Raw genomic sequence first — 13,947 nt, forward strand, 5'->3', positions numbered from 1 at the left:
AACTTACTTTATTTTTAGGACTTACTTTCCAACTCAACTTATACATTTAAACGTTAAAAAAATTGGACTCTTGTATAGATATTCAACATCTGTATTTTAAATACAGAAATTACACCTAAATAAAACTCAATAAAAACAATGAATAAAAGCAAACATCACTGATATTTATAATTTAACCGAACTCATTTACAATAAAAATTACTAAGTCAATACATATTTAGTCTAAAATATCCATAAATCAAAAATGCGTGATAGCTTAAAAAGTTAATCTTTGGCTGCTTGAGCTTTTAAGTATTACTTCAATTCTGCCAAGCTAATTTTTTACAAGCATCTCTATCACCATAATTGTTATTTTCTCTTCGCTATAAAGCGATCCAAAACCTGTCCCCAAGGTCATAATCGCATGAACAAATTTTTAAAATACCTTTTTGTATTGATCGTACTGCTTATTATTGCAGTCGTAATTTTCTTATTTAGACCCGTCACGTCTAAAAAAATTCAAACCACCAGCAACGAGCCTGTTGTTGACGCAGTCTTAGTTGGTGGTGGCATCATGAGTGCAACCCTAGGCACATACCTTAGTGAACTTGAGCCAAACTGGCAAATTCGCATGTATGAACGCCTAGACAAAGTTGCACAAGAAAGCTCTAATGGCTTCAACAATGCAGGCACAGGTCACTCTGGCTTTATGGAAATGAACTATACCTCTGAAAAAGATGGGAAAATGGACATTACCAAAGCTGTAAAAGTGGCTGAACAATTTGAAGTTGCAAAACAGTTCTGGTCTTATCAAGTCAAAGAAGGTGTTTTGGGACAACCCAATAGTTTCATCAACCCTGTACCGCACATTGCTTTCGTTTGGGGCGATAACGTGAATTTCCTCGAAAAACGTTATGCTGCAATGGTTAAAAACCCAATGTTTTATGGCATGAAATTCTCTGAAAATCCTGCTGAAATTAAACAATGGGCACCTTTGGTGATGAATGGCCGTGATGCTGCACAGAAAGTAGCTGCAACACGCATGGATGTAGGTTCGGATGTGAACTATGGTTCAATCACCACTCAATTGGTCGATCACCTTAAAAAACAATCTAACTTCCAGCTACAAACATCGACTGAAGTGACTGGCATTAGCCAAAACGATGATAAAACGTGGACTGTTGCATTTAAAAACCTCACTACAGGTAAAACAGATCATGTGAAAACGCGCTTTGTCTTTATTGGTGCAGGCGGTGCAGCGGTTAAACTTTTACAAATGACAGGCTTACCAGAAGCGAAGCAATATGCTGGCTTCCCTGTAGGTGGCGTGTTCTTAATGACCGACAACCCGAAAGTCACCGAAGGCCATACTGCAAAAGTTTATGGTCGTGCTGAATTAGGCGCACCTCCAATGTCTGTTCCACATATTGATACACGTTATATCGACGGTAAAAAATATGTGTTGTTTGGTCCATTTGCGACTTATTCAAACAAGTTCTTAAAACAAGGTTCTCAGCTTGATTTATTGAAATCAACCACTAAGAACAACGTTTTACCCATGACTGCTGTGGGTATGGAAAATCTTGATTTGGTGAAATACTTAGTTAGCCAAGTCATGATGACCGATGCCGACCGTTTTAACGAGTTGAAAAAATACTACCCTGATGCAAAACCAGAAGACTGGCGCATGAATCAAGGTGGTCAACGTGTTCAAATCATTAAGAAAGAACCAGGCAAACCTGCAAGCTTGCAATTTGGTACCGAGATTTTTGCATCCCAAGACGGTGCTGTGACTGCCCTATTAGGTGCATCCCCTGGTGCTTCAACTTCTCCTTATATTATGTTGAGCTTGCTTGAGAAAGCATTCCCTCAACAAGTAGAAGGTAAATGGAATCCGAAATTACATGAAATTGTAAAATCGTACCAACAAGAACTCAGCACCAATCCTGTTCTTCTTGACCAAGTTCGCCAGTACACCAGCACAACCCTAGGTTTGAAATATACACCTATGGCAAAAGCTGCAAATGACGAAACTGTTGCGGTAGCAAAAGCACAGTAATCCGCTTTAAACCCTAAAAAGGATGGACTTTGCGCCATCCTTTTTTTAATTCATATTTGAAACTATTCTGTTTATGTCGCTTTTCCATTCCGACGCTTTTTTGGCTTTTCGTTCACGTGATTTTTCACTTCTGAGTGCCAATCAGTTGTGTTTAATTCTAGCCATCATGATTCAAGAAGTCGTCATTGCCTATAGCGTCTATCAACTCACTCAGAATCCACTGAGCCTTGGCATCATTGCCTTAATTGAGTTACTTCCCTTTATTTGCCTCTCTCTTATTAGTGGTGACTGGGCTGACCGCTATAACCGGCAAAAAATTGTGCAGTGGAGTTTTAGCTGTAGCACTCTAATTCCCTTACTATTTATGGTTCTTTTTTCTCAGTACCAACAACAACACATTCAACAAAATACACTTTTATGTGGCATTTATAGCCTCATCTTTTGCTTAGGCATACTTAGAGGAGTTTACAGCCCATCATTTAATTCATTACGCCCTTTTCTCACCCCAGAATCAGCCTATAGCAATGCAGCCACTTGGACTGCACTCATTTGGCAAATGGGCGGAATTTTAGCACCTTTATGTGCAGGACTTTTACTTGGCCAACTTGGGCTTGAAAAAACCCTCTTTATTGTTTTTTTCTTATGTTGCATGGGTAGCATCTGCTTATTCGGATTAAGTCCTCGTCAATTCCCTAGTCCGCATAAACAACATTTAAGCAAAAGCTTAAAAGAGGCCTATTTGTTTATCTTTAAACATCCACTGATGTTTTGGAGTATGCTGCTAGATCTCAGTACTATGCTTTTTTGTAGTGTCATTATCTTACTACCTATTTTTGCACACGATATCCTGCATTTGGGCGTTGAAGGCTTAGGTATACTCAGAGCAGCACCAGCTATTGGCGCCTGTATCATGATGTTAATACTGACCTGTTATTCTCCAATGCAAAATGCATGGAGAAACATGCTCTATAGTAGTTTTGCAATTGCTTTGTGCACTTTAGCTTTTGCACTCTCCTCACATCTTTGGCTCTCAGCCTTCTTCCTTGTTTTAATCGGCGCCTTTGATAGCATCAGCATGGTCATTCGACAAACCTTATTACAGCAACTCCCACCGAAAGTACTATTAGGGCGTGTTGCAGCGTTAAATGGCATCTTAGTGACTTCAGGCAATCAGCTCGGTGCACTACACATGAGCCTGATGACGCGTTATTTTTCTGTGGTGCCAGCAGTGCTTATTGGTGGGACACTATGCTTAATAATTTGTGGTCTAAGTTCAACTCGTACGCGCCATTTATTCAAAACATCGCCAATACAGAAAAAACATACCATCATGGTAAAAAGTGAATAGCATGTTAAGCTTCAAATCCCCTTTTAATACGATGTGAGTTTTCAATAGAGCAAATTATGAAACAGATTCTGCCCTTTTCACACACTCTCTATGCCAGACTCTATTCTTTCGTACTATCCGTGTTGTTGGCTTATTGCCTATTCAATGCAATCTATAGTGTGATTATTGGTGGAAAAAGTGCGTACCTTTTCAGTGGTCTGGTTTTAATTTTTCAAACCATCCTTGTTTTTAAAGCATCTGTAAATAAAAAGATCTACAACTATATGGGATTGATTGGACTCATTTTAAGTCTGGTTTATCTCAATCATTGGACGTTTCTTTCTCAGCATGAAAGTATTGCCATTCTTCCCTCAGTCATACTCACCCTACTTAGCTTAGGCTATTTTTCACAGCAACATTCGCATTTAAATCTATTGAAGGCGGCTTTAATTTTTGGGCTATTAGTACTGGTCTATACGCAACATCACGACTTGAACACTCTGCAAAACTATTATGACAGCCTACATACAGGCGAAACATGGCAACAATATGGTGCTTTATAAAAAAACAAAAAACAGTTAGCGTTTTCTTCTTATTTTAAGCACAAAAAAGCCAGCAATGTCGCTGGCTTGATTCTTTTAAACTTTAGCGATGAGTATGAATCGACATTACAATTCCCATGCTAGCCAGCATGGTAATCACCGCGGTTCCACCATAACTCATCAGTGGCAATGGATCACCTGTTACAGGTAAAATCCCACTCACCATCCCAGAGTTTAACAATACAAAAAAGAAGAATGTTAAGCCCACAGCACCCGCATATAAACGCCCAAAATTATGGAAGCTGTTCATACCAATAATCAAACAACGAATGATAATGGCCGCAAACAAACTAAACAGCAAGAACACCCCAATAAAGCCAAACTCTTCCGCATAGGTTGACATAATGAAGTCGGTATGGTGCTCAGGCAAATACCCTAAATGTGACTGTGTGCCTTCCGTAAAGCCCTTCCCCATTAAGCCACCTGAACCAATGGCAATCTTGGATTGGATAATATTCCAACCCGCACCCAATGCATCTGACTCAGGATCAAATAAAGTGAGCACTCGCTTTTTCTGATATTCTTGTAAAAAGAACATCCACAGCAAAGGTGTAGCAACAGCTAAAGCACCACAGGCCAAAGCAATCAGACGCCAAGAAATACCACTGAGGAAAATGACACATACCCCGGGAATCAAGAGGCCTAAGTTTAAGTCAGGTTGCAAAGCTGCCAATAAAAACGGCAACATCATAATGCCCAACGAAATCACAATATGCATAAACTTCGGTGGAAAAGCACGACCTGCGAAGTACCACGCCATCATTAAAGGCATAGCAAACTTCATAAACTCAGAAGGCTGCATACTGCCTATACCCGGCAGACTGATCCAGCGCCTTGCTCCCATTCGAGTTTCACCCACAACCAAGACCAGTACCATCAAAATCACTGCGAAGATGAAAAAATAAGGACTAATGGCCTGATAGACTTTGGGTGGAATTTGCGCACAGATAATCATCACAATGAAGCCTACAGCAAAACTGGTGGCTTGGCGAAATACCATCCCCATATCTTGTGCTGAGGCACTATAGATTACCAGCAAGCCCAAAATGGCATTTAAAATAAGAAAACATAAAAGCCATGGATCTAAATGTAGTTTAGCCCAACGAGATGAGTCATGTTTAATGCTTCTGCCGTCACGTAAAGACTGACGTAAAAAACGATACTGTTGTGATGGTATCATTTGCGTAATTTGAATGAGCTAAAGACAGGGCAAATTATAAGTTTAAAGTGTTTTAGATAACATCATTCAAACCCATATTTCTGTAGTTTTAACCCAATAAACCCAATTATTTTTTTATTGTGCTGCTAAAATGAGGCGTGCAAGCTCTAGGTCATCAGGATAGGTAATTTTAATATTATCGGAGCGGCCTTGTACAACCTGAACGGGTTGACCTACAAACTCCAAAGCACTAGCTTCGTCGGTAATGACTGCATTTGCTACAAGTGCATGCTCAATGGCTGACTTCAAAACACCCAGTTTAGCAATCTGTGGGGTTTGTGCCTGCCAAAGCTGTGAACGGTCAATCGTTTCTTGAATATTTTGCGCTGAGACCACTCGCTTTAAAGTATCTCTAACAGGAATCGCTAAAATCGCCCCTGTATTGAACTGAATAGCAGTATCAACCAGTTGCCATAGACAATCCTGCGTTACACATGGACGTGCTGCATCATGCACAAAGACCCAGTCGTCAGCATTAGCGATTGTGGAAAGATAATTGAGCGCATTGAGCACCGAGTTTACACGCTCGGCACCACCTTCACAGAAATGTGCTTTTTCCATATTGGTAAAAGGCAAACTTTGAGCAACATCATCATCTGAACTAATCGCCAAAACATAGCCTTGTAAAGGTAAATGATTTAGACGAGAAACTGTATGCTCAAGCACAGTTTTTTGACCAATCATTTGGTATTGTTTCAGCTCTGATTTAGAGAAACGACTTCCAGAACCTGCAGCAGGAATAATCGCCCACAATTTATGGGGTAGCTGGAGGGAGTTCAGGCTCATCGTCTTCATTGGTCCGCAAATCAATTTGGGCGTTTGGATTAATATAAACAGGTTTATATTGAGTACTGATGGTACTCATTTGAATAAACGTTTCACGCGGTTTGATTAAACCCAAGTCCAAGCGCGCATGCTCTTCAATGGCTTCAATACCATTCTTCAAATCATACACTTCTGCCGCCAAGACACGATTACGTTCTTTTAAGTCGTTATTAATTTCAGTTTGTTGTTGAATTTTTTGTGTGAGTTGTAAATGGTCTTGATAACCACCCTCACCAAACCAGTATAAATACTGAAACCCTGCGATCAAAATGATCGCAAGGCCTAGTAGTACTTTACTCATCAACGAGTCGAATACATTTAACATTGACATCAGTCGCTTAGTTTAAACCTTTAAACTCAGCTTTACCGCGGTAAGCAGCATTTGTCAATTCTTCAATACGAAGCAATTGGTTGTATTTCGCTACGCGGTCAGAACGGCAAAGTGAACCTGTCTTGATTTGACCAGCAGCAGTACCTACCGCAAGATCCGCAATAGTAGAATCTTCAGTTTCACCTGAACGATGTGAAATAACAGTGCTATAACCATTTGCTTTCGCAAGATAGATCGCATCTAGAGTTTCAGTCAACGTACCGATTTGGTTGTATTTGATTAAAATAGAGTTACCTACTTTCTCATTAATACCACGTTGAAGGATTTTTGGGTTTGTAACGAACAAGTCATCACCCACCAACTGGATTTTATCACCAAGGATAGATGTCAAGTAAGACCAACCTTCCCAATCTGACTCATCTAAACCATCTTCAATAGAGATAATTGGATATTGGTTTACAAGGCCCGCTAAATAGTCAGAGAACTGGTTGCTTGTGAATGCTTTATTGCCTTCACCAGCAAGGATGTACTGACCATTTTTGTAAAATTCTGAAGATGCACAGTCAAGCGCAAGCATAATATCAGAACCTGCTTTGTAACCAGTTTGACCAATCGCTTCAAGAATAACAGTGATCGCTTCTTCGTTTGAACGTAAGTTCGGTGCAAAACCACCTTCATCACCTACAGCAGTGTTTAAACCTTTTTTGTTTAAAACTGATTTTAGAGAATGGAAGATTTCCGCACCCGCACGAAGCGCTTCAGAGAATGAAGTAAAACCTACAGGCTCAATCATGAACTCTTGGATGTCTACGTTGTTATCTGCATGCGAACCACCATTGATGATGTTCATCATTGGTACAGGCATAGTCAAAGTAGTTTGACCGCGTAAGTCTGCGATGTATTGGAAAAGAGGAATTTTCTTTTCATCAGCAGCAGCACGTGCAGCAGCTAGCGATACCGCTAAAGTTGCATTTGCACCCAATTTTTCTTTGTTTTCAGTACCATCAAGTGCGATCATCGTGTTGTCGATGTCTTTTTGTTCAAATACTGATTTACCCACTAGAGCATCACGGATCAAAGTGTTTACGTTATTAACCGCATTTTTAACACCCTTACCTAAATAGCGTGCTTTGTCGCCATCACGAAGTTCTAAAGCTTCACGAGAACCAGTTGAAGCACCAGATGGTGCACATGCACGGCCAACTACGCCAGATGCTAAGATTACGTCTGCTTCGATGGTTGGGTTACCACGAGAGTCCAAAATTTCACGTGCACGGATGTCAACGATTTGGCTCATGAACAATTCCTCAGTAGATTAATAACGAGATGCTTTAGATAGCACCAATGAGTTTATAATTTAGTGTGTATCTAACTTTTTGAAACCTTTAACCAAGGTATCCAATTCTTTGAGTTGTGCTAAGAATGGCTCAAGCTGAGACATACGTAATGCACATGGACCATCACACTTGGCTTTTTCTGGATCTGGATGTGCTTCCAAGAATAGACCAGCTAAACCTGTTGCCATACCTGCACGAGCAAGCGTCGTGATTTGCGCACGACGACCACCCGCAGAATCCGAGCGACCACCTGGTGTTTGAAGCGCATGAGTCACATCAAAAAACACAGGGACATTCATTTCTTTCATGATGTCAAAACCCAACATGTCTACAACCAAATTGTTATAGCCAAATGCTGAACCACGTTCACAAATAATGAGTTTGTCATTTCCTGCCTCTAAACACTTATGCAAGATATGACGCATTTCGTGTGGTGCAAGAAATTGTGCTTTTTTAATGTTGATAATAGCATCTGTTTTTGCCATCGCTTCAACCAAATCAGTCTGACGACTCAAAAAAGCAGGAAGTTGGATAATGTCTGCAACTTCAGCTACAGGTGCAGCTTGGTAAGGCTCATGTACATCTGTAATGATAGGCACATTGAAGTGTTTTTTAATGTCAGCTAACCACTCAATTCCTTTTTCTAGGCCTGGACCTCGAAACGAGTTCAAGCTCGAACGGTTGGCTTTATCAAAGCTCGCTTTAAATACGTAAGGAATCTCCAAACGCTTACAGATATCGACATAAGTCTCTGCAATTTCAAAAGCCAAGTCTTTAGACTCAAGTACATTCATGCCGCCGAATAGTACAAATGGCAAGTGGTTTGCCATTTGTATATCGCCTAAACGTACAATTTCTTGTGGTTTTAATTGTGACATTTAAACTTCCTAGTTTATTTATTAACCCAGATTACTTTGCTTTTTTATGCTGTGTTTTAGCAGCGTCAATAAAACTAGCAAATAATGGGTGTCCATCACGTGGTGAACTTGTAAATTCTGGGTGGAATTGTACAGCAATAAACCAAGGATGTTGAGGAATTTCAACTGTTTCTACCAAGTGCTGCACTGGTGAGTAACCAGAAACTTTCATCCCAGCCTCTTCAAGCGCAGGAATAAAACGGTTATTCATCTCATAGCGGTGACGGTGACGCTCAATAATGTCTGCTGAACCATACACTTCACGGGTTTTTGTGCCTTCAACCAATTCTGATTTTTGAGCACCCAAACGCATCGTACCACCAAGGTCAGAATCAACATTACGCTGTTGAACTTCGCCACGCTCATCTAACCATTCAGTAATAAGACCAATTAATGGAGATTTTGTTGAACGGTTAAATTCAGTAGACGTTGCATCACTAATGCCAGCAACATTGCGCGCATATTCAATCACAGCCAACTGCATACCTAAACAGATACCTAAGAATGGAACACCGTTTTCACGTGCGAATCTAATCGCTTGCATTTTCCCTTCAGTACCACGCTCACCAAAACCACCTGGCACCAAGATTGCGTCCATATCTTTTAATACTTCGCTTACATCTTGGCTTTCAAGTTCTTCAGCATTGACATAGTCAATTTGCACTTTAACGCGATTCTGAATGCCTGCATGTAATAGTGCTTCATTGACAGACTTATAAGCATCTGGCAGTTCAACATATTTACCCACCATTGCAACACGTACAGTGTATTCAGGGTTAAGTAATGCCTCTACGACATTGTCCCAGTCCGTCAAGTTAGCTTCAGGCAAGTCGTTAAAACCAAAACGTTCACAAATTAAATCATCAACATTTTGTTCGTAGAAGGTACGTGGAATTTGGTAAATGCTACGCGCATCTTTACACACCACAACTGCACGTGCTTCAACGTTGGTAAACAAAGCAATTTTACGGGTCGTGTCTGCATCAACATCGTGTTCAGTACGACAGATTAAAATGTCGGGTTGAATACCAATTGATAGCAGTTCTTTTACCGAGTGCTGCGTTGGTTTTGTTTTCAACTCTGCCGCAGATTTGATATATGGAAGCAAAGTTAAGTGCATAAGCATGGTGCGCTTATGACCTAGCTCAACCATCAGTTGACGTACAGATTCCATGAATGGGAGAGATTCGATGTCACCTACTGTGCCGCCAATTTCAACAATCGCAACGTCATAACCTTCGCCGGCACGAAGTACACGCTCTTTGATGTTGTCTGTAATGTGTGGAATAACTTGAACAGTTCCACCAAGGTAGTCACCACGGCGTTCTTTATTTAAAACGTCTTGGTATACGCGACCAGAAGTAAAGTTATTTAACTTGGTCATTTTCGCACGACGCAAGAAACGTTCGTAATAACCCAAGTCTAAATCGGTTTCTGCACCATCCTCTGTGACAAAAACTTCACCATGTTGGAATGGGCTCATAGTCCCTGGATCGACATTAATGTATGGATCCATTTTTACCATGGTTACTTTTAATCCACGGGCTTCTAAAAGCGCAGCAACTGAAGCAGCTGAAATACCTTTACCTAGTGATGAAACTACACCACCAGTCACGAAAATAAAATGGGTCATTGGGTTTCTCGTACAATCGAGCCTAATTCGGCCTGCAATGTTGCGCAATTTTACTTTACCTTGCACCAATAAAGCAAAGTCAATCCGCATCAATTCATAGAACAATAAACAATTGGATATTCTATCAGCATTTGGCAGATAAAATTAAGCTAAGTTCATAGGATTTTCATCTTGCATTTTGCTGTTATACTAGTGAAATCCCTCAAACACTCAATTTTGTGTAATTATGAATAAAAAACTTTTAATTTGTGGTGCAATTGCAGCAGGTTTACTATTAACAGCATGTGTAAAGAAAGAAGCACCTAAAGAAGATGAACAAGAACAAGTTGAAGTAACAACAGAGCAACAACAACCTGTTGAACTTCAACCCTTAGAAGCATCAGAACCTGAGATTCCAGCACAAGTTGAAGTGATTCGCGAAGAAACGCCGAACACCACCACTGAAATACGTCGTGAAACACCAGCACCTGCTCCAGCAGCAGAGCCTGCACCTAAAGCAGAGGCACCAAAGGCTGAAGAAAAACCAACGCAAGCGCGCCCAAGCAATACAAACCCAAATACACAAACTGAAGATGATGCGGTTGCAGCAGCAATTGCAGCAGCGACACCAGCTTTAGAAAACTAATCATCGCTGTTTAGACGATTAAAAAACCCGATTAATATCGGGTTTTTTTATTGTCAACTTATAAATAAGCTTTTAATTTTTCTGCAAGAAAGTCGATAAACAAGCGAATACGTTTTGGCACATAGTTCTGTTGATAGTAGACCGCATGTATTTTCTGCTCTTTAATCTGAATCTGATCTTCCAGCAAAGCAATAAACCGCCCATGTTGAATATCTTGTTCAACCATAAAACGTGACAAACATGCAATCCCTGCCCCTTGCAATGCCAACTGGCGAACCGTTTCTCCATTTGAGCATTTAATTTTGGCCTGAATAGTTAAAGGTTCATCCTCCAACTGAATAGGCCACGTATTTAAATGTGCAGGTTGGCTAAAACCAAGCAAAGTGTGTGAGCTTAATTCTGCTGGATTTTTAGGTAGACCATGTTTTTGCACATAAGTAGGGCTTGCCACTATATATAAACGACTTTTACAAAGCAGCTTGGCATGTAAGCTTGAATCCGCCAACTCACCAAACCGAATCGCAACATCGGTTTTATGTTCAAGTAAATCTATGACCTGATCGTGATTGGTAATTTCTATATCAATTTTTGGATAGCACTGCATAAACTCTTCAATCAGCGGCACAATCACATGCAATACAAAGGGCGTTGCTGAATCAATCCGAATCAAACCAGACGCCTCCGCATCAGTATTTTGCAGACTCTCTTCAGCTTCGGTCAGATCAAGTAAAATCTTACGCGCCTTTAGCAGGAACTGCTGCCCTTCATAAGTCAGCTTGAGCTTCCGTGTCGTTCGCTCCAGCAAAGTCACATTCAACTTCGACTCTAAACGTTGCAATGCACGGCTGACACCCGATGTAGTTTGATCTAACTGCTGCGCAGCTTTGACGATAGAGCCACTATCAACAATGCTCACAAAAGCCGTTAATTCTTCTATGGTTGATTTCATGTTTAATTATTGATTATTAGTCAATAATATTTTGCAAATTACCCAGTTTTTAAGCAAGCCCTTTTTCTACAAAATAGCCTCATTCCATGAAACAAGTTATCGAGTAAAAAATGAATATCGTTCCTCAATTCGGCTTAGGCACTTTCCGTTTAACAGGTGATACTGTCATTCAGTCTGTGAAAACTGCGTTAGAAGTCGGTTATCGCGCAGTCGATACTGCTCAAATCTATGGTAATGAAGCCGAAGTTGGTCAAGCCCTTGAGCTGAGTGGTATCAATCGTCAAGATCTTTTTCTCACCACAAAAATTTGGACGGAAAATTATTCAGCCGAAAAATTGATTCCAAGTTTAAAAGAAAGTTTGAACAAATTAAAAACCGATGCAGTAAATCTAACCTTGATCCACTGGCCTGCCCCAAGCGCAGGTGTGAACATTACAGAACTCATGCAGAATTTATTGGAAGCAAAACAACAAGGTTTGACCGAACACATTGGTATTTCTAACTTCAATATTGAGCTGACTCAACAGGCAATAGAGAGTATTGGGTTAGAAAATATCGCAACCAACCAAATTGAGCTCAGCCCCTATCTACAAAACCATAAGTTGGTTGATTTCCTCCAAGCTCAAAACATTGATGTCACTTCATATATGACACTCGCTTACGGTAAGGTTTTGCATGATCCAATTCTAATGCGGATCGCGCAGCAACATCAGGTATCCACTGCACAAATTAGCTTAGCTTGGGCATTACAACGTGGTTTTGCAGTCATACCCTCTTCAACCAAACGCGAACACTTGATATCCAACTTAAAGGCACAAGAGATTCAACTCTCGACTGAAGAAATGATGGCAATTACGCAATTAGACCGAAATCAACGTGAAGTGAATCCTGAAGGATTAGCTCCCATTTGGGATGAGCATCGCTATGAAAATTAATTTTCCACTTTTGGCGCTTGCAGTGGGTGCTTTTGCCATTGGAACCACCGAGTTTTCACCCATGGGCTTTTTGCCTGAAATTGCCAATGATTTGTCCGTGTCAATTCCACAAGCTGGACTGCTGATTAGTGCTTATGCAGTAGGCGTCATGATTGGGGCTCCGCTCATGACCTTATGGCTGGCACGCTTTCCTAAGAAAACAGCTTTAATCCTATTGATGGCAATTTTTACGATCGGAAATGTGTTGGCAACCGTTGCGCCTGATTATATAAGCCTGATGGGAGCACGTTTAATGACCAGTTTAAACCATGGCGCATTCTTCGGTTTAGGTTCAGTCGTAGCCTCAAGTGTAGTGCCTAAAGACAAACAAGCCAGTGCGGTCGCTATGATGTTTATGGGCCTCACCATTGCCAATATTGGCGGTGTCCCACTTGCAACGTGGCTCAGTCAAAATACCAGTTGGCGCGTGGCTTTTGCTGCAATTTCAATCTTAGGCATCATGACCATGTTGGCACTATGGAAAGCGCTTCCACAAGATCACGATGTGGTTAAACCGAATGTGGCAAAAGAATTGCGCGTTTTAACACGTGCGCCTGTCGTCCTTGCCTTACTAACCACGGTCATGAGCGCGAGCGCAATGTTTGCGTTATATACCTACATTGCTCCGAGCGCCTACACGTATTTATGCATGCATCACCACAAACCATCACCTTCATGTTGGTTTTAATCGGGATCGGTTTCTCTATTGGTAACCATTTTGGCGGAAAGTTTGCCGATCTATCCTTAGAGAAAACCCTGATAGGCTTCCTTGTCCTTTTAATGCTGATGATGCTTATTTTCCCCGTACTAGCGCAAACAACTACTGGTGCAGCGATTGGCTTGGTGATTTGGGGTGCGGCAGCATTTGCGGTTGTACCGCCACTGCAAATGCGCGTCATGTCGGTCGCAGAAGATGCGCCTGGACTCGCCTCTTCAGTCAACATTGGTGCGTTTAACTTAGGTAATGCCTTAGGTGCCTTTGCAGGTGCAACGGTACTGAGTCTGCAACTCAGCTATGCAGCAGTTTCATATACAGGTGCCGCGCTCAGCTTTATGGCCTTGATCTTAGTTTTACTGCAGATGAAATTTGGTCTCAGCAAGAAAGCTTGTGAAGCCGTCTAAGTTTTAGATGACGAATCCAATCAAAAAAGACCTACACTACTGTAGGTC

At 41.0% G+C, this 13,947-nt stretch carries 12 protein-coding genes and 1 pseudogene; 6 read left to right on the plus strand and 7 right to left on the minus strand.

The genetic code is table 11. The features are described from left to right. Positions 1-403: 403 nt before the first annotated feature. The 3 genes from mqo to ACE01U_RS04255 all read left to right on the plus strand — a co-directional run bounded on the left by mqo (position 404) and on the right by ACE01U_RS04255 (position 3,928). Entirely contained in the window at positions 404-2,038 is a 1,635-nt protein-coding gene (gene mqo, locus ACE01U_RS04245; RefSeq protein WP_395578786.1) for a malate dehydrogenase (quinone), read from the plus strand. 73 nt (positions 2,039-2,111) lie between these two features. Continuing rightward, positions 2,112-3,386, plus strand: coding sequence for an MFS transporter (locus ACE01U_RS04250; protein WP_395578787.1), 1,275 nt, complete (start codon positions 2,112-2,114; stop codon positions 3,384-3,386). A 56-nt stretch (positions 3,387-3,442) separates the two neighbouring features. Continuing rightward, positions 3,443-3,928, plus strand: coding sequence for a hypothetical protein (locus ACE01U_RS04255; RefSeq protein WP_395578788.1), 486 nt, complete (start codon positions 3,443-3,445; stop codon positions 3,926-3,928). Between the two features lie 82 nt (positions 3,929-4,010). Here ACE01U_RS04255 and rodA read toward each other — a convergent pair whose 3' ends face one another. The 6 genes from rodA to pyrG all read right to left on the minus strand — a co-directional run bounded on the left by rodA (position 4,011) and on the right by pyrG (position 10,229). Next, positions 4,011-5,147, minus strand: coding sequence for a rod shape-determining protein RodA (gene rodA, locus ACE01U_RS04260; RefSeq protein WP_086207582.1), 1,137 nt, complete (start codon positions 5,145-5,147; stop codon positions 4,011-4,013). A gap of 114 nt (positions 5,148-5,261) precedes the next feature. Next, entirely contained in the window at positions 5,262-5,972 is a 711-nt protein-coding gene (gene ispD, locus ACE01U_RS04265; protein WP_395578789.1) for a 2-C-methyl-D-erythritol 4-phosphate cytidylyltransferase, read from the minus strand. Further along, on the minus strand, positions 5,941-6,336 hold the full coding sequence (locus ACE01U_RS04270) for a septum formation initiator family protein (protein ID WP_291373854.1): 396 nt from the start codon (positions 6,334-6,336) through the stop codon (positions 5,941-5,943). The genes ispD and ACE01U_RS04270 overlap by 32 nt, the downstream gene beginning before the upstream one ends. A gap of 13 nt (positions 6,337-6,349) precedes the next feature. After that, positions 6,350-7,639: a phosphopyruvate hydratase gene (eno, locus tag ACE01U_RS04275; protein WP_110974122.1), complete on the minus strand. Its 1,290-nt coding sequence runs from the start codon at positions 7,637-7,639 to the stop codon at positions 6,350-6,352. A gap of 60 nt (positions 7,640-7,699) precedes the next feature. After that, positions 7,700-8,557, minus strand: coding sequence for a 3-deoxy-8-phosphooctulonate synthase (gene kdsA / locus ACE01U_RS04280; protein WP_086207586.1), 858 nt, complete (start codon positions 8,555-8,557; stop codon positions 7,700-7,702). Between the two features lie 31 nt (positions 8,558-8,588). Further along, a complete protein-coding gene (gene pyrG, locus ACE01U_RS04285; protein WP_395578790.1) occupies positions 8,589-10,229 on the minus strand; it encodes a CTP synthase in 1,641 nt (546 codons plus the stop codon). A 226-nt stretch (positions 10,230-10,455) separates the two neighbouring features. On the opposite strand from pyrG, the gene ACE01U_RS04290 reads away from it, so the two are divergent. Next, complete coding sequence (locus ACE01U_RS04290) at positions 10,456-10,854, plus strand: hypothetical protein (RefSeq protein WP_010326968.1); 399 nt, start codon at positions 10,456-10,458, stop codon at positions 10,852-10,854. 58 nt (positions 10,855-10,912) lie between these two features. Here ACE01U_RS04290 and ACE01U_RS04295 read toward each other — a convergent pair whose 3' ends face one another. Beyond that, on the minus strand, positions 10,913-11,803 hold the full coding sequence (locus tag ACE01U_RS04295) for a LysR family transcriptional regulator (RefSeq protein ID WP_087526769.1): 891 nt from the start codon (positions 11,801-11,803) through the stop codon (positions 10,913-10,915). Between the two features lie 110 nt (positions 11,804-11,913). Between ACE01U_RS04295 and dkgB the strand changes: the two genes are divergently transcribed. Then, on the plus strand, positions 11,914-12,738 hold the full coding sequence (gene dkgB, locus ACE01U_RS04300) for a 2,5-didehydrogluconate reductase DkgB (RefSeq protein ID WP_395578791.1): 825 nt from the start codon (positions 11,914-11,916) through the stop codon (positions 12,736-12,738). Further along, positions 12,728-13,899 (plus strand): annotated as a pseudogene (locus ACE01U_RS04305) (MFS transporter). Before dkgB ends, ACE01U_RS04305 begins: the two are co-directional and overlap by 11 nt. The last annotated feature ends 48 nt before the right edge of the window (positions 13,900-13,947 follow it).

This window comes from Acinetobacter halobius, from assembly GCF_044130335.1.
Lineage (GTDB): Bacteria > Pseudomonadota > Gammaproteobacteria > Pseudomonadales > Moraxellaceae > Acinetobacter.

Coding starts and splice junctions, on each gene's coding strand:
- mqo (WP_395578786.1), top strand. CDS start 404: ATGAACAAATTTTTAAAATACCTTTTTGTATTGATCGTACTGCTTATT.
- ACE01U_RS04250 (WP_395578787.1), top strand. CDS start 2,112: ATGTCGCTTTTCCATTCCGACGCTTTTTTGGCTTTTCGTTCACGTGAT.
- ACE01U_RS04255 (WP_395578788.1), top strand. CDS start 3,443: ATGAAACAGATTCTGCCCTTTTCACACACTCTCTATGCCAGACTCTAT.
- rodA (WP_086207582.1), bottom strand. CDS start 5,147: ATGATACCATCACAACAGTATCGTTTTTTACGTCAGTCTTTACGTGAC.
- ispD (WP_395578789.1), bottom strand. CDS start 5,972: ATGAGCCTGAACTCCCTCCAGCTACCCCATAAATTGTGGGCGATTATT.
- ACE01U_RS04270 (WP_291373854.1), bottom strand. CDS start 6,336: ATGTTAAATGTATTCGACTCGTTGATGAGTAAAGTACTACTAGGCCTT.
- eno (WP_110974122.1), bottom strand. CDS start 7,639: ATGAGCCAAATCGTTGACATCCGTGCACGTGAAATTTTGGACTCTCGT.
- kdsA (WP_086207586.1), bottom strand. CDS start 8,557: ATGTCACAATTAAAACCACAAGAAATTGTACGTTTAGGCGATATACAA.
- pyrG (WP_395578790.1), bottom strand. CDS start 10,229: ATGACCCATTTTATTTTCGTGACTGGTGGTGTAGTTTCATCACTAGGT.
- ACE01U_RS04290 (WP_010326968.1), top strand. CDS start 10,456: ATGAATAAAAAACTTTTAATTTGTGGTGCAATTGCAGCAGGTTTACTA.
- ACE01U_RS04295 (WP_087526769.1), bottom strand. CDS start 11,803: ATGAAATCAACCATAGAAGAATTAACGGCTTTTGTGAGCATTGTTGAT.
- dkgB (WP_395578791.1), top strand. CDS start 11,914: ATGAATATCGTTCCTCAATTCGGCTTAGGCACTTTCCGTTTAACAGGT.